Origin of the sequence: Streptomyces sp. R21 (assembly GCF_041051975.1) — a bacterium.
Lineage (GTDB): Bacteria > Actinomycetota > Actinomycetes > Streptomycetales > Streptomycetaceae > Streptomyces.
The window spans coordinates 1,011,856-1,034,470 of the sequence record NZ_CP163435.1 but is presented as its reverse complement, the minus strand read 5'-3'; the positions used below and the strand labels follow the sequence as shown (position 1 = coordinate 1,034,470).

The 22,615-nt window shown below is 69.5% G+C and carries 20 protein-coding genes; 9 read left to right on the top strand and 11 right to left on the bottom strand.

Annotation, left to right across the window (positions count from 1 at the left end):
* Window positions 1–54 precede the first annotated feature (54 nt).
* The 4 genes from AB5J56_RS04870 to AB5J56_RS04855 all read right to left on the bottom strand — a co-directional run bounded on the left by AB5J56_RS04870 (window position 55) and on the right by AB5J56_RS04855 (window position 3,368).
* On the bottom strand, window positions 55–1,362 hold the full coding sequence (locus tag AB5J56_RS04870; RefSeq protein WP_369230393.1) for a cation:proton antiporter: 1,308 nt from the start codon (window positions 1,360–1,362) through the stop codon (window positions 55–57).
* Complete coding sequence (locus AB5J56_RS04865; RefSeq protein ID WP_369230392.1) at window positions 1,322–2,032, bottom strand: thioesterase II family protein; 711 nt, start codon at window positions 2,030–2,032, stop codon at window positions 1,322–1,324. Before AB5J56_RS04865 ends, AB5J56_RS04870 begins: the two co-directional genes overlap by 41 nt.
* Before the next feature lie 79 nt (window positions 2,033–2,111).
* Window positions 2,112–3,068 (bottom strand): chlorinating enzyme, encoded by a 957-nt coding sequence (locus tag AB5J56_RS04860; protein WP_369230390.1) that lies wholly within the window; start codon window positions 3,066–3,068, stop codon window positions 2,112–2,114.
* 12 nt (window positions 3,069–3,080) lie between these two features.
* Entirely contained in the window at window positions 3,081–3,368 is a 288-nt protein-coding gene (locus AB5J56_RS04855; protein ID WP_369230388.1) for a hypothetical protein, read from the bottom strand.
* A 526-nt stretch (window positions 3,369–3,894) separates the two neighbouring features.
* Here AB5J56_RS04855 and AB5J56_RS04850 point away from each other — a divergent pair.
* From AB5J56_RS04850 to AB5J56_RS04830, 5 genes are all read left to right on the top strand, one after another.
* Window positions 3,895–4,119 (top strand): MbtH family protein, encoded by a 225-nt coding sequence (locus tag AB5J56_RS04850; RefSeq protein WP_369230386.1) that lies wholly within the window; start codon window positions 3,895–3,897, stop codon window positions 4,117–4,119.
* A gap of 74 nt (window positions 4,120–4,193) precedes the next feature.
* Window positions 4,194–5,147 (top strand): thiamine pyrophosphate-dependent dehydrogenase E1 component subunit alpha, encoded by a 954-nt coding sequence (locus tag AB5J56_RS04845; protein ID WP_369230384.1) that lies wholly within the window; start codon window positions 4,194–4,196, stop codon window positions 5,145–5,147.
* On the top strand, window positions 5,144–5,374 hold the full coding sequence (locus AB5J56_RS04840) for an acyl carrier protein (RefSeq protein WP_369230382.1): 231 nt from the start codon (window positions 5,144–5,146) through the stop codon (window positions 5,372–5,374). Before AB5J56_RS04845 ends, AB5J56_RS04840 begins: the two co-directional genes overlap by 4 nt.
* Window positions 5,371–7,440: a 2-oxo acid dehydrogenase subunit E2 gene (locus AB5J56_RS04835; RefSeq protein ID WP_369230380.1), complete on the top strand. Its 2,070-nt coding sequence runs from the start codon at window positions 5,371–5,373 to the stop codon at window positions 7,438–7,440. The genes AB5J56_RS04840 and AB5J56_RS04835 overlap by 4 nt, the downstream gene beginning before the upstream one ends.
* Window position 7,441: 1 nt before the next feature.
* On the top strand, window positions 7,442–8,845 hold the full coding sequence (locus AB5J56_RS04830) for an AMP-binding protein (RefSeq protein WP_369230378.1): 1,404 nt from the start codon (window positions 7,442–7,444) through the stop codon (window positions 8,843–8,845).
* A gap of 78 nt (window positions 8,846–8,923) precedes the next feature.
* Here AB5J56_RS04830 and AB5J56_RS04825 read toward each other — a convergent pair whose 3' ends face one another.
* The 4 genes from AB5J56_RS04825 to AB5J56_RS04810 form a co-directional block, all read right to left on the bottom strand.
* Entirely contained in the window at window positions 8,924–10,342 is a 1,419-nt protein-coding gene (locus tag AB5J56_RS04825) for a serine hydrolase domain-containing protein (protein ID WP_369230376.1), read from the bottom strand.
* 91 nt (window positions 10,343–10,433) lie between these two features.
* The gene (locus AB5J56_RS04820; protein ID WP_369230374.1) at window positions 10,434–11,225 is read right to left on the bottom strand and encodes an ABC transporter permease; all 792 of its coding nucleotides are present in this window, start codon (window positions 11,223–11,225) and stop codon (window positions 10,434–10,436) included.
* A complete protein-coding gene (locus tag AB5J56_RS04815; protein ID WP_369230372.1) occupies window positions 11,222–12,295 on the bottom strand; it encodes an ATP-binding cassette domain-containing protein in 1,074 nt (357 codons plus the stop codon). The genes AB5J56_RS04820 and AB5J56_RS04815 overlap by 4 nt, the downstream gene beginning before the upstream one ends.
* A 98-nt stretch (window positions 12,296–12,393) precedes the next feature.
* Window positions 12,394–15,528 carry a BTAD domain-containing putative transcriptional regulator gene (locus tag AB5J56_RS04810; protein ID WP_369230370.1) on the bottom strand — a complete coding sequence of 1,045 codons (3,135 nt, stop codon included), beginning with the start codon at window positions 15,526–15,528 and terminating at the stop codon, window positions 12,394–12,396.
* A 528-nt stretch (window positions 15,529–16,056) separates the two neighbouring features.
* On the opposite strand from AB5J56_RS04810, the gene AB5J56_RS04805 reads away from it, so the two are divergent.
* Complete coding sequence (locus AB5J56_RS04805; RefSeq protein WP_369230368.1) at window positions 16,057–17,433, top strand: MFS transporter; 1,377 nt, start codon at window positions 16,057–16,059, stop codon at window positions 17,431–17,433.
* A gap of 165 nt (window positions 17,434–17,598) precedes the next feature.
* Window positions 17,599–17,946 (top strand): DUF1330 domain-containing protein, encoded by a 348-nt coding sequence (locus tag AB5J56_RS04800; protein WP_369230366.1) that lies wholly within the window; start codon window positions 17,599–17,601, stop codon window positions 17,944–17,946.
* 14 nt (window positions 17,947–17,960) lie between these two features.
* Here the strand turns inward: AB5J56_RS04800 and AB5J56_RS04795 are convergent, their stop codons facing one another.
* Window positions 17,961–19,571, bottom strand: a complete 1,611-nt coding sequence (locus AB5J56_RS04795) for an amidase (protein WP_369230364.1) — start codon at window positions 19,569–19,571, stop codon at window positions 17,961–17,963.
* A gap of 307 nt (window positions 19,572–19,878) precedes the next feature.
* Between AB5J56_RS04795 and AB5J56_RS04790 the strand changes: the two genes are divergently transcribed.
* Window positions 19,879–20,676 (top strand): maleylpyruvate isomerase N-terminal domain-containing protein, encoded by a 798-nt coding sequence (locus AB5J56_RS04790; protein WP_369230363.1) that lies wholly within the window; start codon window positions 19,879–19,881, stop codon window positions 20,674–20,676.
* Window positions 20,677–20,761: 85 nt separating this feature from the next.
* On the opposite strand, the gene AB5J56_RS04785 is transcribed toward AB5J56_RS04790, so the two are convergent.
* Window positions 20,762–21,298, bottom strand: a complete 537-nt coding sequence (locus tag AB5J56_RS04785; RefSeq protein ID WP_369230361.1) for a MarR family winged helix-turn-helix transcriptional regulator — start codon at window positions 21,296–21,298, stop codon at window positions 20,762–20,764.
* Window positions 21,299–21,498: 200 nt separating this feature from the next.
* On the opposite strand from AB5J56_RS04785, the gene AB5J56_RS04780 reads away from it, so the two are divergent.
* Window positions 21,499–22,014, top strand: a complete 516-nt coding sequence (locus AB5J56_RS04780; RefSeq protein WP_369230359.1) for a YceI family protein — start codon at window positions 21,499–21,501, stop codon at window positions 22,012–22,014.
* Window positions 22,015–22,105: 91 nt separating this feature from the next.
* On the opposite strand, the gene AB5J56_RS04775 is transcribed toward AB5J56_RS04780, so the two are convergent.
* Window positions 22,106–22,573, bottom strand: coding sequence for a hypothetical protein (locus AB5J56_RS04775; protein WP_369230357.1), 468 nt, complete (start codon window positions 22,571–22,573; stop codon window positions 22,106–22,108).
* Window positions 22,574–22,615: the final 42 nt, after the last annotated feature.

The following is a 22,615-nucleotide window of genomic DNA, read 5'->3' as shown; positions in this document are numbered from 1 at the left end:
GCTGCCGAAGGGTCAGCCGTGGGCCTGGCCTGTTCCCGGAAGGGTTCAACCCGGTCAGGTCCCGGCGAACTCCCGTTCCCGTTCCGTCTCCGCCGTGGTCTTCGGGATCCGGCGCGTGGCGCGGCGCAGGAACGGGGGCGCCATCATCGAGGTGACCACGGCGAGCAGGACGATGATGGTGTAGGCGGCGGTGGTCAAGATGCCGAGTTGGAGGCCGACCGTGGCGATGACGATCTCCACGACGCCACGGGCGTTGAGGCCGGCGCCGATGGCGAGCGACTCGTCATGGCCGAGTCGGCCGAGCCGGGCGCCTAGGTAGCCGCCGGCGAACTTGGCCACGATGGCCACGAGAAGTGTGAGCGCGCCCGCTGCCAGTACGGTGGGCCGGGCCAGGGTGGCAAGATCCACCTGAAGGCCCGCGGTGGCGAAGAACAGGGGTGCGAGCGTCGACATCACGAAGGACCGTAAGGTGTCGAGCTTCTTCCGGCTCGTCGAGCCGAGCGAGCTGATCACGATGCCGCAGAGGAAGGCGCCCAGGATGGGCTCCATGTCCAGCGCCTGGGTGCCGGCGGCGGACAGCATGATCATGACGACGATCGCCGCGACGCTGACCCCTGGTTGACCCGATCGCTCGGTTGCGCGGAGCACTCCGCGAGCTGTCGGCCGGACCACGAAGGCGGCAACCGCCAGCACACCGGCCAGGCAGCCGACGGTTTGCGTGATCACGCCGACCCGTGCTCCCGTGGCCACCATGGCGGAGACGACCGACAGCAGCAGCCAGCCGACGATGTCACTGATCGCCGCAGAGCCCACGATGAGCTGGCCGACATCACGGTGCAGCAGCCGCATGTCCAACAGCGTCTTGGCGATGACCGGGAGCGCGCTGATCGCGATGGCGACCCCGATGAACAGGGCGAAGGAGCCCCGATCGGCCCCCGACGCGATGAGTGAGCCCGGCAACAGGAAGCCGAGGCCGATGCCGAGGGCGAGTGGCAGCAGAACGCTGCCGAGGCTGACGTAGCCGATGGTGCGGCCCTTGCGGCGGATCAGGTCGAGGTCGATGTGCGCTCCCGTGATCGCGACCAGCAGCAGCACGCCGAGCTGCGCGACCGCCGAGAGCAGATGCATCTGGGCGGGGTCCTTCGGCAGGAGCCAGCCCGCGAGCCCGGGCATGAACTCCCCGAACAGGGACGGGCCGAGGAGCACTCCGGCGCTCAGTTCGCCGACCAAGGGGGGAAGGCCCAGCCGCACGGCCAGCATGCCCAGCACCACGGCGGCCGCGAGGAGCACACCGATCTGCAGGAGGAAGAGCAGCATCTGGTCATGGCCGATCGAGGGAACCGGTCCTGCGGCTGTCGCCATCGAGGTCCTCTTTCAGGAGATTGAGAATCACGTCGGCCACCCCGGACGCATCGCCGGCCGAGAGCAGATGTCCTCCTGGAAGGACCGTCAGTCCGAAGCGTCCTGTGGTGTGGGCGGCCCACGATGCGAGGTGGACCGACGCGGTGTCGTCGGCACCGGCGAGGACCTGGATGCCCCCGGCGGTCGTCATGGCGCGGGTCGCGTCGATGAGTGACTGGGACAGGTGCAGATCGCCCCGGATCATCGGGAAGAAACGGTCGGCGAGCTCCGGATCACGCACTATCTCGGCCGGGATCTCGCCGCCCATCGAGGTCAGCAGGGCGACCGCGCTGTCGATGGAACGAATCTCCTCGGCGTTGATCCTCTGCCTGGTCGACGGAGGGGAGTTGGACGCGGCGAACAGGAGTGGCGGTGGGTCCTGTCGGGCGGTCGCGGCGACCGCCAGGCCGATGTAGGCGCCGAGGCTTTCCCCGTAGATGGCGTCCACGCGCCCGCCGAGCTGGTCGATGACCTCGGCGACTGCGGGTTCGGCACGGGTGAGGGGAGTCTCGTCATAGCGGCGGCCGTGGCCGGGCAGCTCCACGGCCCGGACGTCGATCCGCCCGCCGAGCGCCCGGCGCAGACGGTGAAAGTAGCCGGCTCCGCAACAGGAGGGCGGAATGAACGCCACAATGGGGGTGCTTCCGGTAGTGCCCGATGAGGTTGTGCTTCTGTCGTTCACACGCACCGCCTGAGGAGCGTCGGCTCGGCTATGCCGGGCGGATGGGCGTCCCCTTCAGCGTCTTGCTGGTGATCTTGTTGTGCTGGAAACGGTCCTCGCCCCTGGCCAGTACGGCGGCCCAGTTCTCCAGCGAGATGCTGCCGCCGTACTCCTCGATGTGGTCGGTGTCCGGGTAGATGCGCACCTTCGTGGGGACGTAGCGGCTGGCGAATCCCATCCGGTAGTTCTTCCCGGTGGCCGTGTTCGGCAGCGACGCGTGCATCAGAGTCGACCAGAAGATCACGCACTGGCCCTTCTCCATGGTGAGCGAGACCGCGTCCTCCTCATTCGGCCGCCAGTGGGGGTCAACCTGGAGCTGGCGGTAGTCATAGCCGAAGAAGCCCCGGGGGACGCCGTCCTTGACCTCGGAGTTGATGCGTCCCTCGTTGTAGTCCATGTGCTTGGTCTCGTCGTAGTTCATCTTGTTCTGGCTGCCGGGAATGATCTGCAGGCATCCGTTCTCGCGCGTCGATTCCGTGAACGCGGTCCAGACCGTGAGCGTGCCCGCTCCGAAGTCGTCCTCGGACTCGCCGGGCCACAGCAGCTGCGGCTTGCCGCTGGCGTTGGCGAAGGTGTCCGCCTGATGCCAGTCGGTCCCCTCGTCCCCGGGGTACTTGGGGAAGAACTCGGTCCGCCAGCACAAGAGATCGGGGCCGAGGATGGAGGCCACCCTGTCGACGATCCTCCGGTTGCACACGTGTTCGGCCAGCAGTTCGATGTCGAGATGACGGTCGTAGTTGAAGATGTTCGGCGCCCCGATGCCCGAATCGACCTCGGGGTACGCGGCGTGCGACCTGTCGAGCGCCTCGCGCCGGACCGTCTTCCAGATCTGGTCCATCTCGTCGGGGCTGTAGATGGTCAGCGGCCCTATGTATCCGTTCTTGTGGAAGGAGGCCAGTTCATCGGCGGAGAGCGCGATATTCGTGCGTTCGGTGCTGCTGGTCATGCTCTGAGCCCCTTACCTGGTGATGGGCGTGGCGCCTTCGACCGGCTGTGTTTTGGCTGCCGCCACGTTGAGCGGCTCCTCGTAGGTGGTCTTCATGTCGAGTACGGCTCCGAAGGAGTCACCGAGGAACTGGTTCAGCTTCGAGAACGTCAGTGAATGGCCGCTGATGTCGAGGAAGTTGTCGGCGCCGGTGATCTCCGGGTCCTCCAGTTCGACACGCAGCCACTCGACGAGTGAACGCTCGACGTCCGCCGGGCCGACTGTGTGAATCCCCTCGTCGTTTGTCTCTGGAACCTGCATGGAAGCTTCCTCCTGTCGGTCCTTCTTCGACTTTGACGTGAGTGCGCTCTTGGACGTCGGAGAGCGGACGTCGGCCGGGCGGGCTGCCGGGCGCCGCGGCATGATGACGCGTATACGGCGGAAAGGCGTGAGCGTGTGGTTCCTTGAGGGGGGTCGATCTCAACGGCAATCCTGCAGCGGATCTGCGCTTCAAGGACCCCGATAGGGCACGAAAGGGTCTGCGTCAGAGATCCCGTGCTGCCTCACGCTAGACCCGTGAGCGGATTCCCTTCAAGCCCGCGTGGCGCACCGCCAATTGTCCTGTTGGCAGGACGGCAATCCGACGCCACTGGCGGTGACCGCTGCCGTCGTGGATTCATTCGGTGCAGGCGGGGCGTTGGTGCCATGGTCGTCCGTGCGTCCTTCCGTGATGTTCCGAAGTGATGGTCCGTGGTGGTCAATCGGCAACGGTGACGTATAACCTGCCGGAGTCGCAGCGAATTACGTACAGAGCCGGAGAAACTCGCGCACAGGAAATGGGAGTTCGATGTCGAATCCGTTTGAGGACGAGAACGGCACCTATCTGGTCCTGATCAACGATGAGGGTCAGCATTCCCTGTGGCCTTCGTTCGCCGAAGTGCCGGCGGGATGGACCGTTGTGAAAGAGGAGGACATCCGCCAGGCGTGCCTCGATTTCATCAATGAGAACTGGACCGACCTGAGGCCGAAGAGCCTCATCCAGGCCATGGCGGCCGACAACGGCAATGCCTGACCTCCTCCCTCGCGCTGTCGGACGCCGAACGGCCCGGGGTTGCCCGCGCCAGTCATGACCAGAGCGGAGGAGAAATGCGTGGGAAGGAATCCGGCACATTGGCTGCCCTCACCAAGTTCACTGACGAGGATCTCGAACTCCTCCTGCTGATCAGGAACTTCGAACTCGCCCTGCTGGACCTGTTCGATGCGGGGAAGCTCAACGGGACGACCCACACGTGCCTTGGGCAGGAGTACGTACCGGTCGCGCTGGCCCCGATGCTGCGCGAGGACTTCGTCTTCAGCAACCATCGCGGACACGGCCACTACCTGGCCAGGTTCGAGGATCCGGCGGGGCTGCTCGCGGAGATCACGGGGCGTGCCGGGGCCGTGTGCGCGGGCGTGGGCGGCAGCCAGCACATCTACCGGGACGGATATCTGTCGACCGGTGTGCAGGGGCAGAGCCTGCCCGTGGCCGTCGGTGTCGCCCTGCACTTCAAACGCACCGGGCAGGACCGGATCGCCGTGGTCCACATCGGCGACGGCACCTGGGGCGAGGGAGCGGTCTACGAGGCCCTCAACATGGCCCAGTTGTGGAGCGTGCCGCTGCTGGTGGTGGTGGAGCACAACGGGATCGCCCAGTCGACACCGACGGAGTCGCAGATGGCCGGCACCATCGCGGACCGGGCCTGGTCGTTCGGCATCGACCACCACGAGCTGCACACCGCGGACATCAACGTGATCCGTGCCGAGCTCGCTCCCGTCGTGGCGGACGTACGACGCCGCAGGGCCCCGGCCGTCGTGCAGTTCCACACCGTCCGGCTCGGCCCGCACAGCAAGGGCGACGACACCCGCTCCGAGGCGGAGATCGCCAACGTCCGCGCCCGCGAGTGGAGCACGCAGTACGTCCAGTGGTTCGGCGACCAGTTCGCCGCCGTCGACGCGCTGCAGCGCACGCGGATCGCCGACCTGGTGGCGGACGTCCTGGCGCGACCGCCCTCGACGTGGTCGGCCTCAACGGTCCGAACTGGGCAGGGGGCCGTCGTATGAGCTCGCTCGACCAGCTCGTCGCCGAGGTGCTAGGCGTGGCGGTGGAAGAGATCAACGACGAGACGGGAGCGGCGACCTCGGGCGACTGGACCAGCCTGCGGCACGTGCAGATCATCGCCGCCGTCCGGCGGGAGTTCGGCGTCGGGATCACCCCTCGGCAGGCCCGTTCCTGCCAGAGCGTCGGCGACCTGCGCAAGCTCCTGGCCGAGGAGGGACGTTCGGCATGACACCGGTCGCGGCCACCACCGTTGCGCCGCGCGTCGCGGAGAACCTCAACCGCGCGCTGCACCGCCTGTTCGACCGCGAGGAGAGCCTCTACCTTCTCGGAGAGGATCTGCTCGACCCGTACGGGGGCGCATTCAAGATCACCAAGGGGCTGTCGAGCAGATTCGGCGATCGAGTGCTGACCACGCCGTTGAGCGAGGGAGGCATCCTCGGTGTCGGCGGCGGACTTGCCCTGTGCGGCAACAAAGTCATCGTCGAGGTCATGTTCGGTGACTTTCTCGCGCTCGGCTTCGATCAACTGCTGAACTTCGCATCGAAGTCGGTGTCGATGTACGGCCAGCAGGTGCCGGTCCCGCTCGTGGTGCGCTGCCCGGTCGGCGGCAACCGGGGCTACGGGCCGACGCACAGCCAGAGTCCGCAGAAGCACTTCGTCGGCATCCCGAACCTCGCCCTCTACGAGCTGTCACCCTTCCACGACGCCGAGGCGGTGCTGGACGCGGCGTTCAACCGGGGCGCGCCGGGCATCCTGTTCGAGGACAAGGTCCTCTACACCCGGCGGATGTACCGGGACCAACGCGTCGACGACTCGTTCCGCTACCAGATCGTCGGACCCGGTCCGGGCTGGGCGCATACGTTCCCGGACGGCGAAGCGGGCGGCGCGGACTTCGTCGTCATCGCGCCAGGTGGCGTCGCCCACCGGGCTCTCGACGCGGCACGGGCGCTGCACGAGGAGTACGGCCGCTCCGTCCACGTGGTGACCCCGGCGCAGCTGTACCCGCTGGACATCGAGCCGGTCCTGCCGTTGCTCGCCGATGCCGGCCGGGTCGCCGTGGTCGAAGAGAGCACGGGCGGCGGCACCTGGGGTGCCGAGGTGGCGCGGATGCTGTACGAGCGGATCTGGTCGTCGCTGCGCGGCCCGGTGCTGCTGCTCAACTCAGCCGACTCCATCATCCCTACGGCCGGCCATCTGGAGCGCAAAGTGCTGCTGGGCACCGACGACATTCGGGCCGGGATCCGGCAGACGGCCGGCTGGGAGGGCGGGTCGCCGCCGCCGGCGCCCCTTGTCGCTCCCGCCACCGCTCCGGCGACCGGGTCCCCCGTCACCGTTCCCCAGCTGAACAACAACGACACGGTCTACCTGGTGACCGACTGGCTGGTGGACGAGGGCGCGTGGGTCGAACCGGACACCGAGATCATCTCGCTGGAGACCTCCAAGGCCCAGGCGGACATCGCCGCACCCGGTTCCGGCTACCTCCGGCGCGTCGCGGCGGTGGGCGAAGAGTTGGCGGTCGGTGACGTCCTCGGGCATCTCCTTCCGGAACCGGCTCCCCGGGGCACGCCGGAGCCGGTCCGGCCGGTCGCCGAGGACGGCGCGCCCCCTGTGGCAGCCGAGCACCGCCTCGACCGCGCTCAACAGGGCACCGCGGCGGTCGTCGCCAAGAGCCATCGTGAGATCCCTGCCGGATTCACCGTGCTCAAGGCGGAAGTGGACGATGCCCTGGACACGTTGGCGCGCTTGAGTGACGAGACCGGCGCGATGCTGGGGCTCGCCGAGGTGGTGGTCAAGGCGGTGGCCGACGCGCACCAGGAGTTCCCGCGCTTCTTCGGATCGCTCGTGGACGACCGGACGGTCGCTCTCGCCGACGCTCCGCACATCGGGGTCACCGTGGACGTGGAAGGGGCGCTGTACGTACCGGTGGTCAAGCACGCCGACGAGCAGTCCCTCGTGGACCTGGCCGACACGTTGATGGACTTCCGGATGAAGGCGGTGGGCAAGGAGTTCGCCGCGCATGAGTTGGCCGGCGGGAACATCGCCGTCTCGTGGAACCCGGACCCCGGCGTGGTCCTCGTCCATCCGATCGTGCTGTGGCCACAGCTGTGCATGGTCTCGGTCGGCGCCGTCGCGGAAGAGTGCCGGATCGACGCGGCCGGAGTCGCGGGCATGCGCAGGTTCGTCCACGTCGGACTCGCCTACGACCACCGCGTCATCAACGGCCAGGACGCTGTCCTGTTCCTCACCTGGATCAAGAGCTCGCTGGAGAACACGGCCGGCTGGGAGGAGAACTGACGTGGACTACGGGATGATGTCCTTCGGGTCGGCGCTCGGGGAGCCGGCCGCCGTCGCGGCCATAGCCCCGCAGTACACCGAAGACGTCGAACGCGTCCTGGAGTACGGGTACCGCAACATTCACCGGAGCCCCACCGAGGTCGGACTCACCGACCTGGCCGAGGACGCCGCCCGGGCCGCCCTTGAGGAATCGGGCACGGAGGCCGCCGAGTTGGACCTGCTGATCGTCGCGATCACCGACATCCCCGAGTACCTGTACTGGGACCCGGCCGCAAGTCTGCAGGCCCGGCTCGGCGCCCACCGCGCAGAGGCGGTCCTGGTCAACCAGGGCTGCGTCGGCGGGATCACCTGTTTCGACCTGCTTGCGCCGAAGGGCGTGGCGATCACGCACGCGAACGTGGTCAACGGCGTGAGTCGGCTGGCCGCGGTGGCGGGCATGAAGCCGGGCTCGCGCGTGCTGGCGGGGACCTCGATCAATTTCGACGTGTCGGTCTTCGAGGTGTTCGCCGCACTGAGTACCGGTGCCACGGTCGAGGTGGTCCGCGACATACTCCAGCTCGGCGAGCGCGGCGGATGGGCGGGCAGTGTCGTGCACACGGTCCCCTCGGTGTTCTCCGAGATGCTCGACCGGTTCGCCGGGCGCGTCGACGTGGACGTGCTGATGTTCGCCGGGGAAGCGCTGCCCGCCGCCCTGGTGCGGCAGGTCCGCAAGGTGATGCCGGGCACGACGGTGGTCAACGCCTACGGGCAGACGGAGAGTTTCTACGCCACCACGTTCACCGTCCCGTGCGACGGGGACGGGACCGGGAGCGTGCCCATCGGCCGACCGCTCGGCAACATGCGCGCCTATGTGCTCGGTCCTGGGCTCGCTCCCGTTCCGCCCGGTGCGCCGGGGGAGTTGTATGTCGCCGGCTCGCTGGGCCGGGGCTATCACGGTCAGTCGGGGCTGACTGCCGAACGGTTCGTGGCCGACCCGTTCGGCCTGGCAGGGGAGCGGATGTACCGTACCGGTGATCTGGCCCGCTGGAACGCGCAAGGACAACTGGAGCACCTCGGGCGCGCGGACACCCAGATGAAGATCCGTGGGATCCGTATCGAGCCCGCCGAGATCGAAGCGGTGCTGACCGGCCATCCCGGCATCGCCCAGGCCGCGATAGCCGTGCGGCCCGGGCCGGGCTCCAGTGCCGGCCGACTCGTGGCCTACATCGTGCCTGCCGCATCGAACGCCGAGGAACCCGGCACCGAACACGCCCTGAGGAACCCGAGGAAGCTGCGCCGGTTCGTGGCCGACCGGCTTCCCGACTTCATGATTCCGTTCGCGTTCGTCGTCCTCGACCGGCTCCCGCTGGGCCCCAACGGAAAGCTCGACCGAGCGGGACTACCCGAACCGCGGCAGGGCGGTTGAACGAGGCTGACGCCTGCCGCGGCCCGGACCCGGTCATTGCTCGCCGTGCCGGGACCGGGCCGCGGGCCAGCCATGCTCTCAGGCGGTCTTCGCCGCTGCCCGCATGCCGAAGTAGACGTAGGGCGTGCCGTCCGGAAGGGTCCCGAACACCAAGGGCAGCCACGGCGCGCTGACGGGGCCGATTCCCGGCATGGCGAGCACCGTGTCGGACACCGCCACCAGGTCCGCCTCTATCGGCGGCGCGTATTCGGCGGCCACGCTGTCGGTCAGACCCAACTGCACATGCGGTACGCCGTTGTTCCGCCGGTCGATCGTGATGCGCACGCCTTCGCGTTCGTACGTGCCCGTGAGCGGGGAGACATCGACCGACCTCGGTTCCGCGGCGGGAGCGAAGACATCGGGCAACCGCACCCCGGCCAGGTCCCCGAGCAACTCCTGGAACAGGTTGACGAACAGGCCGGTCGCATCGCCGCCGTTGGTCAGCAGAACGGCGACGACCCCGCTGCCCGGCACGACCCGCAGAAAGGAGAACTGCCCGAGAGCGGCACCGTCGTGGCCGTAGCCGGCGACACCGTCCCAGTCGTACAGCGCCCACCCGTGGCCCCAACCGTCCGCCATGAACGACCATTCGTCCGCGCAGTCGACGACGCGTTGCCGCATCGACGCCGCCGACTCGGCGGACAGCACGGGCCTGCCGTCGGGCGCGGTGCCACCGTCGAGATGCATCCGCGCGAAGCGGACGACGTCTCCGGCGGTGACGAGGACGCGCCCGTACGGCCCGGCCGAGCGCGGCAGCATGTCCCACACGGGCGCCGGCTCCGGGTCCTCGCCCAGCTCGCCGAGATGGCTCATCGCCACCCGGAACCGCAGGGCCTCCTCCGGCAGGGTCATCGAATGCTGGAGACCGAGCGGCTCCAGCAACCGGTCGCGCAACGCATCGTCCCAGGTCTGACCTGTGACCACCTCCACGATGCGGCCGAGGATCGCGTACCCGGTGCTGCTGTAGGAGACGACGGTCCCCGGCGGACAGTCCTGACCCACGTCCGCGCACGCCTCCACGTAACGCGCGAGGCAGTCGTCTCCGCGGCCGGTGTCCTGGGTGAACTCACCGCCGATTCCACTGGTATGGCTCAGCAGCTGCCCGATGGTCACGGTCTCGGTGACCTCGTCGTCGGCGACGGCGAACCCCGGCAGCACGTCGACGACCTTGCTGTCGAGTCGCAGGTCGCCGGAGTCGACGAGCTGCATCACCAGGGTCGCTGTGTACACCTTGGCGATCGAACCCGACTGGAACACCGAGTCCGTCGTCACCTTCTCGCCGGTCCCTCGGTGCAGTACACCGCTGGCCAACTCGTGGATCTCACCGTCCACCAGCACCGCCAGCGTCGCGCCGGGCACGTGGTACCTGGAGCGCATCCGGTCGAGGCGGTCCTGCCAGTGAGCCTGGGCGAACGCGTGGCGCCCTCCCCTTTTGCCGTTGATCTTCGTGGTGGACACGGCTTCGGTCTCCCTTCGTGGGCGGATCCTGAACCCCCGTCGGACGTGGGCCGGTGCGGGTCGGGCGGGCCGCGGACGGCAGCCCGCTCGCTCACTTGCCTTCGCGGTTGAACAGCGCCTTCGACCAGTAGTAACCGAGCACGGCCAGGCCCACGCACCAGGCGACGGTGAGCCAACCGTTGTGGCCGATCCCGCTGCCGAGCAGCAGGCCGCGCAGGGTCTCGATGGCGGGGGTGAAGGGCTGGTACTCGGCGATCGGCTGGAACCAGCCCGGCATCGCCTCGACGGGGACGAAAGCGCTCGAGATGAACGGCAGGATGACCAGCGGCACGGCGTTGTTGCCGGCCGCCTCACCGTTGGGGCTGACCATGCCCACGGCGATGGCCATCCAGGTGAATGCCAGGGCGACCAGCACCACCAGACCGAACGCCGCGACCCACTCCAGGACCGTGGCGTCCGAGGACCGGAAGCCGATGGCCACGGCGACGGCACCGACGAGGGTCACGCTGATGACCGACTGCAGCACACTGCCCACGACATGCCCGATGAGTACCGATCCGCGGTGGATCGCCATCGTGCGGAAGCGGGCCATGATGCCTTCGGTCATGTCGTCGGCGACGGACACCGAGGTGCCGACCAGAGTGGTGCCGATGGTCATCATCAAGATGCCCGGGACGATGTAGGCGATGTACTCGGAGCGATCGGCGCCGCCGCCGCCGATGCCCGCGCTCATCACGTCGCCGAAGACATAGACGAACAACAGCAGCATGATGAGCGGCGTCAGGACGACGTTCAGGGTGAGCGCCGGGTAGCGCCGCGCGTGCAGGAGGTTGCGACGCACCATGGTGGACGAGTCGCGTACGGCCAGCGGGAGGGAGCTCATCGGACGGCCTCCTTGGGCTGGTTGGTGCCGCCGGTCAGGGCGAAGAACACGTCGTCGAGGTCGGGGGTGTGCACGGTCAGCTCGTCAGCCTCGATGTTGGTCGCGTCCAGCCAGTCGAGGATGGAGCGCAGTTCACGCTGGCTGCCGTCGCTGGGGATCTTCAGTGCCAGCGCCTCGTCGTCCCTGGTGACCTCGCGCAGGGCGAAGCCGGAAGAGTCCAGCCAGTCGAGGATGGAGCGCAGCTCGCGCCGGGAGCCGTCGCCGGAGGCCTGCAGCGCCAGCGCTTCGTCGTCGGTCGTTGCCTCGCTCAGGGCGAGGACGGCCGACTGGTAGGCGGCCGGGTCGGCGAACCGCAGCCGCAGGTGCCCGCCTGGGATGAGCCGCTTCAGCTCGTCGGAGGTGCCCTCGGCGGCGATCTTCCCGTCGCTCAGGACGGCGATCCGGTCGGCGAGTTCGTCGGCTTCCTCCAGGTACTGCGTGGTGAGGAAGACGGTGACGCCGCCGGAGACCAGTTCGCGGATGATCCCCCACGTGTTGTGGCGGGAGCGGGGGTCGAGGCCTGTGGTGGGTTCGTCGAGGAAGATGATCCGCGGGTTGCCGACCAGTGTCATGGCGATGTCCAGGCGGCGCTTCATGCCGCCGGAGTAGGTGGAGGCGGGTTTCCTGGCGGCTTCCGTCAGGTTGAACCGTTCGAGGAGTTCGGCGGTGGTGCGACGGCCCTCGCTCCGCGGGAGGTGGTGCAGGTCCGCCATGAGGAGCATGTTCTCCTCGCCGGTGATCAGGCCGTCGACGGCGGAGAACTGACCGGTGACACCGATCGCGGCCCGCGCGGCCTGCGGGTCGGCGGCCAGGTCGTGGCCGCCGACCCGCAGTTCGTCGGCCTCGCCGGAGATGAGCGTGGAGAGGATCTTGACTGTGGTGGTCTTGCCCGCGCCGTTCGGGCCGAGCAGGGAGAAGATGGAGCCGGCCGGCACCGCCAGGTCGATGCCGTCGAGGACCTTCTTGTCTCCGTAGGCCTTACGCAGCCCCTTGGCCGCGATGGCGAGTGAGGGCGATGTCGTTGTGGTCATGCCGCCGAGGTTGCGGCAGCGTGCACTCAGCGCGCACTCAGCCCGGTTTCAGCCCCCTGAAACCGGGCCCGCCCCGAGCGATGGGCCTCGGGAGCGGGTCAGCTGTCACTCAAAACGAGCGCGCGGGCTGCCTCGCGCAGCTTGTTCCGTTCGAGAACGGCGTACTGCGACACGGCCTCGGCGTACGCGGCCCGGTCGGCGTCCTCGGCCGCCTTGCGGGCGCGGGCCGCCGACATCGTCGGCTGGAACTCGCGCAGCACCCGTAGCCGTTCGGCCAGCGCGATCATCCGTACGGCACCGGCGTCGCCGGACGCGAGTCCCGCCATGCCGAGCGCGTGCAGCACCGTCCCGAACACCGGGAGTTCCCTGGGCGTGCGGGCCGGGCCGGACAGCAGCGTCCGCAGCCGCTGGTGCAGCCGGGTGACCGGATCCGCGACGAGCGCCAGACAGCCGGCGTGCGCGTGCGCCGTCACCGCCGCCGACTGGATCTCCAGTGCCCACGGGTCGAGCCAGGGGTCGCTGCTGTGTGTCGGGTCGGCCTCCGGCATCCGCTCCACGGCACGGCGCCACAGATCGAGCCCGGTCTCCGTCAGCCCTCGGGAGAGCGCGATCTCGGCGCGTCCGCAGAGGTCGGGGATGAAGGAGGCGTCGCTGGGCGGGGTGCTGTCGCCCTCGGCCTGGCGCAGCCAGTACTCGGCCTCGTCGGGGTCGCCGCGCTGCAGACAGGCCAGCACGAGGCCCCGGCGGATGCCGATGGAGTCGTGCTCGTCGTCGAGCCGCGGCAGTGCCTCGAGCGCCGCCTTGAGATGCCCGTACGCGGCCTCGCCCTGCTCCGTCTGCAGGCACATGTCGCTCAGCCGGGCATGGGCCATGACCTGAATGGACGGGTTGGCGACCGACGCAAGTGCGGCGATCATCCGGCGGGCCGAGGCGAGCGCACGCTCGATGTCGTGCTCGTGCTCCCAGATGTAGGTGGCGACGCATTCGGCGAGGCCGGCGACCAGCGGCTGCTCGCTGTCGCAGAGCCGTTGCAGCACGTCGTAGTCGGGGGGCACCATCTCGGGGATCGCGGTGAGTACGACCGCGGTGGCGCGCAGCAGCGTGTCCGGCGGGGCAGGGGGAAGCCGTCGGAGGGTGACGAGCTGGCGGACGACGGTGACGTGCGGGCGATAGCCCATGAACAGGCTCGCCGTGCACAACACCGCGGCGACGCGGGCGACTTCGACGAACTCGGGCTCGGGGTCGTAGTGCGACAGGGGAGGGCCGGTCTCGGCGGCGAGGGCGGCCAGACGCGGGTAGTTGGAGTTGGTGGACCACAGGGCGGCCAGGACCGCGGTGAGGGCGGCCGTGGTGGGGCCGTCCGCGCGGGCAAGGGCATGGCGCAGGGCCAGCACGAGGTTGTCCTGCTCGGCTCTGATCCGCTCCCACACGGCCAGGGGCTCGGAGCCGAAGAGCACGTCGTGGTGGGCGAGCCCGAAGTCCCGCGCCCACGCGAGGAACCGGCCGACGGCCGCTTCCTCCTCGCCCGCCTCCGCGCGGCGGGCCGCACTGAACTCCCGTACGGTCTCCAGCATCCGAAACCGCACACCGACCGGCGCGTCGGAGACGGTGAGCAGCGACTGACCGGCCAACTGCTCCAGCAGGAACAGCGCGTCATCACCCAACACCTGCTCTGCCGCTTCGCCGGAGAAACCGCCGGGGAAGACGGAGAGAGTGCGCAGCGCCGCCCTGGCATCCTCCACGAGCAGGTTCCAGCTCCACTCCACGACCGCGTGCAGTGTGCGGTGTCGCTCCGGCACGTCCCGCGCCCCGCCGCGCAGCAGAGCGAACCGGTCGCCGATGCGGCGCGCGATCTCCGGCACCGAGAGGACCCGCACCCGCGCCGCGGCCAGCTCCACGGCGAGCGGTAGTCCGTCGAGGTGACCGCACAGCTCGGCCACTGCCTCCGGTGGCAGCTTCACCCCGGGGCGGGCGGCCCGTGCCCGCTGCGTGAACAGCTCGACCGAGGTGTCGAGACGGAGCTCGGGCAGTGCGTACACCGCCTCCGAGGTGAGTCCCAGCGCGGCGCGGCTGGTGGCCAGCACCCGCACGTTCTTCGAGGACGAGATCAGAGCCTGTACGAGGTCGGCGGCGCCCCGGATGACGTGTTCGCAGTTGTCCAGGACCAGCAGAGCGGGTCCCGAGCCGAGCACTCCGAGGACGGCGGACACCGGGTCGGCCGGGGCGTGGCCGCTCACGGCGCCGTGCCGTCCCTCGCCCGCCCCCAGTGCGGAGGCCACCGCCGCGGCCACGTCCCCGTCCGAGGTGACACCGACGAGCGGCACGAAATGCACCACGCGCTGCTCCGCCCTGCGGCTGACGGCGTGCACGAGCCGGGTCTTGCCGAGGCCGCCGGGGCCCACGACGGTGACGACGCGCGAGGAGCCGAGCAGCCCCGTGACGGCCGCGATGTCCTCGTCCCGTCCGAGGAGCGGGTTCGGTTCGTGCGGCACGCCGTGCCTGACCGGGGGTGACTCGCCGCGCAGCAGCTCCTGCTGGACGGCCTTGAGCCCGGCGCCCGGATCGGTGCCGAGCGCCTCGCGCAGTTCACGGCGGTACGCCTCGTACCGCGTCAGCGCGGCGGACGGGCCCGCCGTCGCCGCCTCGCCGCGCAGCAGCTCGGCGAGCACCTCCTCGTCGCGCGGATGCTCCGCTGCGGCCCTCGCCAGCGGCCCGGCCGCCTCCGCGTGCCGCCCCAGGCGGGCCAGCGCGAGCGCCTCGGCGCGGACGAGCGCACCGCGGGCGGGGGCGCGCTCGGTGCGTAACGCGGCGACGGGGTCGTCAGGGTCACCGGCGCCGTCAGGGGTGCCGTCCCACAGGGCGAGCCCGGTCTCGGCCGCGGCCAGCGACCCGGCATGATCCCCGGCCCTGGCCCGGTCGGCACTCGTGGCGGCGTGCAGCAGCAGGGCGGAGCTGTCGACCTGCTCCTGGGTGAGGGTCAGCCGGTATCCGGTCGGTGTGCTCGCGACGACATCGGCGCCCAGTTGTGTCCGTGCCCTGAACACGAGGACCTGTACCGCCTTGGCCGGCCGCTCCGGCAACTCCTCGGGCCACAGTCCTTCCACCAGCCGCTCGGTGCTGCAGCCCGTGCGCAGGTCTGCCGCGAGCAGTGCGAGCAGACCGCGGAGCCGGGGTGCGGTGACCTCCTGACCGAGATAGGCGACGCGCGGCAACAGGGTCAGGTCGGTGGTCACCTGTGCAGATTAACCAATGGGGAAGACGGTGGCCTCTCCGTGGAGCGGGCTGCCGCCACCACACCCGTCCGGTTTCCTGAGGGTGCCCACGGGGCTTGGGCGATATTCGGCCGGGCACACCATAAGGGCCTCGGATGGCGACAGCCGCGGCCAACCCGGCGGTTGGGCCACCGGTTCCTGCGCGTCCAGTGCAACGGGCGATCTCCGCTGAAGTGCCCCTCTGTACAACGGTATTGAGACAAGGAAGCCACCACGGTCTGGACCGGCGATCGCGGTGGCACCTAGCGTCACACGCGTCCCTCGGTCACGGTGACCGATGGTGGACGCCCCCACAATCGGCGGCCCGGTGTGCGGAACACCGAAGAAGCCGGCACATGGATGAATGACCGGCTCATGGTCCCGTGTCCGTCGCTGATCGCGGTCAAGGGCGCCGTTTTCTACAAACCCCCACCCCCACCCCCCACCACCTGACCTCGCGGCCCAAGCGGAACGTGCGTACGGACGCAGCGCGAAAGGTGACCCGGTTCTGTGAAACCTTCCGGACGTGCCCGATGGGCGATAGGCGGACTGCTCGCCGGCGGAATTGTCGTCAACTTCCTCGACCGTATTGCGCTGTCGGTGGCGAGTTCACCGATCGCCACCGAATTCGATCTCGACCTCAGTCAACTCGGCATTGTCCTCTCGGCCTTCACGTGGTCGTACTGCCTGGTCCAGCTCCCGGCGGGGGCGCTCGTGGACCTCTTCGGCGTGTCGTGGCTCACCCGAATCGCCTCCGCCCTGTGGGCCGTTGCCAGTCTGCTGACCGCGCTGGCCGGAGGGCTCGGCACGGTCATCGCGGCACGTCTGCTGCTTGGTGTGGCAGAAGGGCCGTCCATGGTCGGGGCCTCCAAGGCGACCGCAACGTGGTTCCCGCTCAGTGAGCGGGGGATGGCGACAGCGATGTTCGACGGAGCAACCAAGGTCGCCAACATGGTGGCGTTCCCGCTGCTGGCCTTCGTGATGAGCGAGTGGGGCTGGAGAGCAGGGTTCCTGTTCAGCGCGGCGCTGAGTCTGCTGTTCTCGGTGGCGTGGTGGTGGGGCTACCGGGACCCTTCCGAGCACCGCATGCTGCGCGACACCGAGCGGGAGTTCATCCTGAAGGGCGGGGCGCGCGACTCCGACCGTGGACGGCCGGGCCGGCTCCGCTGCGTACTGCGTTCGCGCAGGAGCTGGACCATGGCCTTCGCCTGCTACGGCTACACGATCAATGTGGTGGTCACGTGGATGCCGGAGTTCTTCCAGCGCGAGTACGGCCTTCGACTGCTGAACTCCGGCTTCCACTCGATGATCCCGTGGGGGGTCGCGACGGTGGCCGAACTCGTCGTCGGAGGCTGGCTGGTGGACCGGCTGGTGTCCCGGGGACGTGATCCGATACGGGTCCGCAGGACCGTCCTGACCGCGGGGCTGGTGTGCGGTGCGACGATCGGCGCCGCGGGAACCGCAGGGTCCGCTGCCGCCGCGGTGGCCTGGATGTCCGTCTCGCTCGCGGGTCTGGCGATCGCCGCGCCCGTCGCCTGGAGTCTGCCGGGCCTGCTGGCCGAGCCCGGGACGGTCGGGGCGGTCAGCGGGCTGATGAACTTCGCCAATACGGCGGCCACCGGATGCGGCGTGGTGTTCACGGGGTGGCTGGCACAGGCCACCGGATCGTTTCACGCCCCGTTCCTTTTCGCGGTGGTCGTCCTGGCCGTCGGCGTGCTGCTCTACCGGATCGTCCTGCGGCCCACGCCGTCGGCGCACTCCGCCTCGCGGACCGCATCGCCACCGCAGGGCGCCGTGATCGACGCAGGGGACGGAGAAGCCGTACAGGCGGCGGACAGCAGTGCGCCGAAGACGCCCGCATCCCTCCACACCCGGAACCGGCCGTAGACGGCGGACCAGGGTGCGAGCACGCCAGACATCTCCCGCAGCGCGGTCGGCCGGACCCTGCGGGACAGGTCACCAGGTCCCGCCTTACCTGTGACGTCATCGACCTCGGCGTGAGCGCTTGGCATGGTGGTCGGCGTACGGAGTTCCGTCGACCGGAAGGACACCATGACCGCCTACGCCATAGCCCATCTGCAGGAGGCAGCCCCGCACCCGGAGATCGCCGAGTACATCGAGCGTATCCCGGCCACCTTCGAGCCGTACGGCGGCCGTTGGCTCGTGCACGCCACGCAGCACGAGGTGAAGGAGGGCAGTTGGCCCGGGCACGTCGTGGTGATCGGTTTCCCCGGGATCGCCGAGGCGCGGGCCTGGTGGGACTCGGCGGCCTACCAGGAGATCGCACCGCTGCGCTCACGGCATATCGAGGGCGACATCATCCTCGTCGGCGGCGTTCCCGAGGGCTATGACTCCACGGCCACCGCGAAGTTGATGCGGGAGGGCCTGCCTGCCGAGTGACCGGCCGTGTCATGTCAGAAGCCGACGTCGGCAGGGCGATACGTCGGCCGACGGCGGACCCGGCTCGCCTGCTCGTAGGCGTACGCCAGGCGGAGCAGGGTCGGCTCGCTCCACGCCGTACCCATGAACGTCAGGCCGACCGGAAGGCCGAAGGCGAAACCGGCCGGGACACTGATCGCGGGGTACCCGGCGAGGGCGGCGGGCGTCGACGCGCCGCCGCCGTAGCTGTCCCCGAGGACCAGGTCGATCTTGGCCGGCGGTCCGGTGGTCGGCATGACCAGGGCGTCCAGGCGGAACTTGCGCAGCACCGCGTCGATCCCCTCGGCACGGGACAGCCGGTGGTTGGTGGCCAGCGCCTCACGGTATTCGCGCTCGGAGAAGTCCAGTTGCTGCACCATCTCCAGTCCGTCCTGCTGGACGTAGCGGAGTTCGCGGTCGGCGTGGGCACGGTTGAACGCGATCAGCTCGGCGAGGGTGCGCGGGTGGTCGCCGGGGGCGCCGGCCAGATAGGCGTTGAGCGCCTTCTTGATTTCGTAGGCCTGGACGACCAACGAGCTGTGCAGATCCTCGAGTTGCTCGGCGGTCGGGATGTCGGCCGGGTCGACCACCGTCGCTCCGGCGGCGCGCAGCGTGGCGATCGCCCGCTCGGCGATCTCGTCGGCGTGGTGGCTGTAGCCGAAGTACACGGTTCGGGGTACGCCGATGCGTGCGCCGCGCAGCCCGTCCGCGTGAAGGAAACGGGTGTAGTCACGGTGGAAGTGCCCGCGGCTCGCCTCGCTCGCCGGATCGCGGGCGTCGACGCCGACGAGGGTGCCGAGCAGGATCGCGGCGTCGCGGACCGTGCGGGCGATCGGGCCGACACTGTCCTGGCTCGGCACACCGGGGATCACACCGCCGCGTCCGACGAGTCCGACGGTCGGTTTGACGCCGACGACGGAGTTCGCCGAGGCAGGGTCGATGATCGAGCCGTTCGTCTCGGTACCGATCCCGGCGACGCACAGATTGGCCGCGGCGGCGACCGCCGTACCGGAGCTGGACTCGTTCGGCGAGCGGTCCAGCTTGTACGGGTTGCGGGTCTGCCCGCCGCGGGCGCTCCAGCCGGCGTGGTGGGTGAGGGACAGACCGCCGGCCCACTCGCTGAGATTGGTCTTGCCGAGGACGACGGCACCCGCCGCACGCAGCCGGGCGGCGACGGTGGCGTCCCGCGCCGGCCGCAGGCCCTCCAACGCGAGCGCCCCAGCGGTGGTGTGCATCCGGTCCGCTGTCTCCACCAGGTCCTTCAGTACGACGGGGATGCCGTGCAGCGGTCCACGGGGTTGCCGTTCGGCGTCCAGGCGGCGGGCCTCGCTCAGTGCGTCGGGATTGACCTCGATCACGGCGTGCAGGAGCGGGTCGATGCGTTCGATTCGGTCCAGGTAGTAGCGGGTGAGCCGTACGGCGTCGAGCCGGCCGTCGTCCATCCGCTCGCGCAGTTCGGTGATGCCGAGTTCGTCCAGCGGTCCGGGTGCGGTGTCGGCGGGGGCCGGGGCTTGGGCGTTGGCGTGGGATGCGCCGAGCCACGGTGTGGCGGCGGCCGCGGCGCCGAGCGAGAGCACGCCGCGGCGTGTGGCATCGATCCGGTCCATGGGGTAAGGCTCCTTCGGCTGGGTGCGAGTTTCCGGGGGATGCCTGCGGGGGCGATCCCGCACCGGAACGCTATGCGCGCAGCCGGGGGCATTTCGCTCCGGCTGTCCCCCTGGTCGGACAGCCGGAAGACCCCCTGTGGCAGCGGGGGACAGCCGGAAGACCGCCGGGTGCCGTCGGGTGGACAACGGGCTCGGCCTCCGGCGGCTGTCTCGACGACACCGGGTCGGGTGCGTGAAATTCCTGACTTCTGCGGGGAGTTGAATCGTCGTGCGACACCCTTCTGTTCACCTTTCCACGGAGACGACCATGACCGAGCGCGCCGACCGGACCATTCACGCCCTGCGCAGCGGGCACGACTACCTGACCGCCGTGGTGCACGGCCTGGCCACCGCCGACCTGCGGCGACCGTCCGGGGCGTCGGACTGGGACGTGTCACAGGTGCTCAGCCACCTGGGCAGCGGTGCGGAAATAGGCCTGGCGACTCTGGAGGGCGCTTTGGGCGGAACCGGCGCGCCGGACGGGGAGTTCAACAAGTCCGTGTGGGCGCGCTGGAACGCCATGTCCCCGGTCGAGCGGGCCGAGGCCTTCGTGACCGCCGACGAGGCATTGGTCAGTGGCTACGAAGCCCTCGATCCGCAGGCGCGCAAGGACCTGCGGATCGACCTCGGCTTCCTGCCCGTGCCCGTGGACGTGGCCACCGTCGGGGGCCTGCGACTCGGCGAGTTCACCCACCACACCTGGGACGTGGAAGTCGCGTTCGACCATGCGGCCGCCCTCGCTCCCGTTGCCGTGGAGCTGCTTCTGGACCAGGCCGGCATGCTCATCGGCTTCCTCGGCAAGGCCGACGTACTCGGTGGCCGCAGCGTCCGTCTGGCCGTCCGGACCCACCAGCCCGAGCGCTCCTTCGGGCTGGTGGTGCACGACGCGGTCCAGCTCGCCGACGAGGAGCCGCTTCAGCCCGACGCCGTGCTGCGCGCACCGGCCGAGTGGTGGCTGCGGCTCACGACGGGTCGCCATGCGCCCGTGTACACCCCGGCGGAGGTGGCCCTCGACGGCGACTCGCTCACGCTGGACGAGTTGAGGAGCATCTTCCCCGGGTTCTGAGCGTGTTGAGCCGCGCTGATCCGGCTCTCTTCGGCGCCTGTACGTGGGCGCCACGCGCCGTCGCCCGAACCCCGGGCGGCGGCGCTTACTTCCGTACGGCGTCGGCCTGCCCGGTGTCCGTCTGGTCGGCGTCCGTCGCGGTGGGCGGAGGGGGCAGGAAGCCGCACATCGCCTCGCGCTGGGCGGGGCTGATGGTGTGGTCGAGGGCGTTGGTGACGGCGCCCGCCAGCGGGGTCGAGGCCTCGGTCAGCAGGCGGCGCGCCTTGTCGGTGAGGGCGACTTCGACACCGCGTTTGTCGCCGCACACCGACTGCTTGGTGATCAGGCCGGCGTGCTGGAGGCAGGCGACCTGGTAGGTGAGCCGGGTCTTGGGGCGACCCAGGAGCTCCGCGATCTGGGTCATGCGCAGGCTGCCTTTGCCGGGCTGGTCGGCGAGCAGGCAGAGCACCAGGAACTCGTCGTGCGAGACCCCGAAGGCGTTCTTGACGACGGACCGCAGCTGCTGCTCGATGGCGCCGGTCGCCGCCAGCAGCAGCATCCATGCCCGCAGCTCGGGCGGCAGCAGCCCGCCTGCCTCGGGGCACGAGGGCGGCAGATCCGCGGGAGCAGAGGATTCGGGCATATGTCGAGTCTACCGGTTGTCCATTTTTGGATGAGAAGGTTGTTCAGATTTGGATAATGGGCTACCGTTCACTTATTCAAATTTGGACGACAGGCCCTGTGAGAGCCCCACCCGTGGTGCGGACGACTCCGGCGGCCGACTGTCGTCGTCCGCCGCGGCAGACCCACTGCCCGGCACTACGTCCCCTCAGGAGAACGCTCATGACCGTCGCCGTAGAAACCGGCCTGTGGCAGCTCGACCAGACGGCGTCCACCGTCGCCGTCCGGCACAAGACCATGTGGGGCCTGGTCACCGTCAAGGGCACCTTCACCACCGTCAGCGGCCAGGGCGAGGTCCGGCCCGACGGCACCGCTCACGGCAGCGTCACCCTGGACGCCGCCTCCCTCGACACCAAGCACGCCAAGCGCGACACGCACCTGCGCTCCGCCGACTTCTTCGACGCCGACAACCACCCCGAGATCACCTTCGCCGTGCGGGGCGCCGAGGCCGGCCAGGACGACACCGTCCAGGTCACCGGCCAGCTGACCGTGCGGGGCATCAGCCGACCCCAGTCCTTCACGGCCAAGGCCTCCGACGCGGGCGCGGACGCCGTCACCCTCACCGCGGAGTTCACCGTGGACCGCGACCAGTTCGGCATGAGCTGGAACCAGCTGAGCATGATGCGCGGTCTGACCACCGTCACGGCCACCCTTCGCTTCACACGCGCCACGGCGTGACGTGGCGGGGACCTGACCGCGATCAGGAGGCGTCGGCGTAGGCGAGATGGGTGCCGCGGGGGAGCTCGGTGCTCAACCCGTCAGGCGCGGATCAGGTTCCCCTGGTCATCCAGGCGGAGCACGTGCCCGCCGTGATCGACTTGGTTGACCAGTGGCCGAGGCGGGCGCGGAAGCGAATGGTGGTGTTGGCTTCCGGGAAGTCCTTGTTCTTGTAGCGGACGGCGCCGGAGCCGTCCGCGTTAAAGGTGGCGCCAAAGCGGACGACGCGGTTTTGGGCGTCGCGGATTTCCCAGTCCATGACGGCGGAGGAGCCGTCCGCAGCCCCGTCCGTGATCTCGAGCCAGTCGCCCAGGTCCGAGTAGCAGGTGGTGCCCGTGTGGTCGTCGCTGGGGCCGGTGTGGGCGCATTCCCAGCTGTCGACGGTGTCAGGGCCAGTGGCGGCGGTGGCACGTTCGGTTTCGGCGGAGACGGCGGATGCCTGGGTAATGGTGAGGAGGACGGCGGCGGACAGGGTGCCTGCGACGACGCCTATGCGCTTGAGGGAGTGGCTTTTGATCACGAGGTTCTTTCTGTGAGCTGTATCAGCAAAGAATTGACATGA

Coding starts and splice junctions, on each gene's coding strand:
- AB5J56_RS04845 (WP_369230384.1), top strand. CDS start 4,194: ATGCGTGGGAAGGAATCCGGCACATTGGCTGCCCTCACCAAGTTCACT.
- AB5J56_RS04780 (WP_369230359.1), top strand. CDS start 21,499: ATGACCGTCGCCGTAGAAACCGGCCTGTGGCAGCTCGACCAGACGGCG.
- AB5J56_RS04855 (WP_369230388.1), bottom strand. CDS start 3,368: ATGCAGGTTCCAGAGACAAACGACGAGGGGATTCACACAGTCGGCCCG.
- AB5J56_RS04815 (WP_369230372.1), bottom strand. CDS start 12,295: ATGACCACAACGACATCGCCCTCACTCGCCATCGCGGCCAAGGGGCTG.
- AB5J56_RS04870 (WP_369230393.1), bottom strand. CDS start 1,362: ATGGCGACAGCCGCAGGACCGGTTCCCTCGATCGGCCATGACCAGATG.
- AB5J56_RS04840 (WP_369230382.1), top strand. CDS start 5,144: ATGAGCTCGCTCGACCAGCTCGTCGCCGAGGTGCTAGGCGTGGCGGTG.
- AB5J56_RS04795 (WP_369230364.1), bottom strand. CDS start 19,571: ATGGACCGGATCGATGCCACACGCCGCGGCGTGCTCTCGCTCGGCGCC.
- AB5J56_RS04860 (WP_369230390.1), bottom strand. CDS start 3,068: ATGACCAGCAGCACCGAACGCACGAATATCGCGCTCTCCGCCGATGAA.
- AB5J56_RS04800 (WP_369230366.1), top strand. CDS start 17,599: ATGACCGCCTACGCCATAGCCCATCTGCAGGAGGCAGCCCCGCACCCG.
- AB5J56_RS04790 (WP_369230363.1), top strand. CDS start 19,879: ATGACCGAGCGCGCCGACCGGACCATTCACGCCCTGCGCAGCGGGCAC.
- AB5J56_RS04850 (WP_369230386.1), top strand. CDS start 3,895: ATGTCGAATCCGTTTGAGGACGAGAACGGCACCTATCTGGTCCTGATC.
- AB5J56_RS04835 (WP_369230380.1), top strand. CDS start 5,371: ATGACACCGGTCGCGGCCACCACCGTTGCGCCGCGCGTCGCGGAGAAC.
- AB5J56_RS04820 (WP_369230374.1), bottom strand. CDS start 11,225: ATGAGCTCCCTCCCGCTGGCCGTACGCGACTCGTCCACCATGGTGCGT.
- AB5J56_RS04785 (WP_369230361.1), bottom strand. CDS start 21,298: ATGCCCGAATCCTCTGCTCCCGCGGATCTGCCGCCCTCGTGCCCCGAG.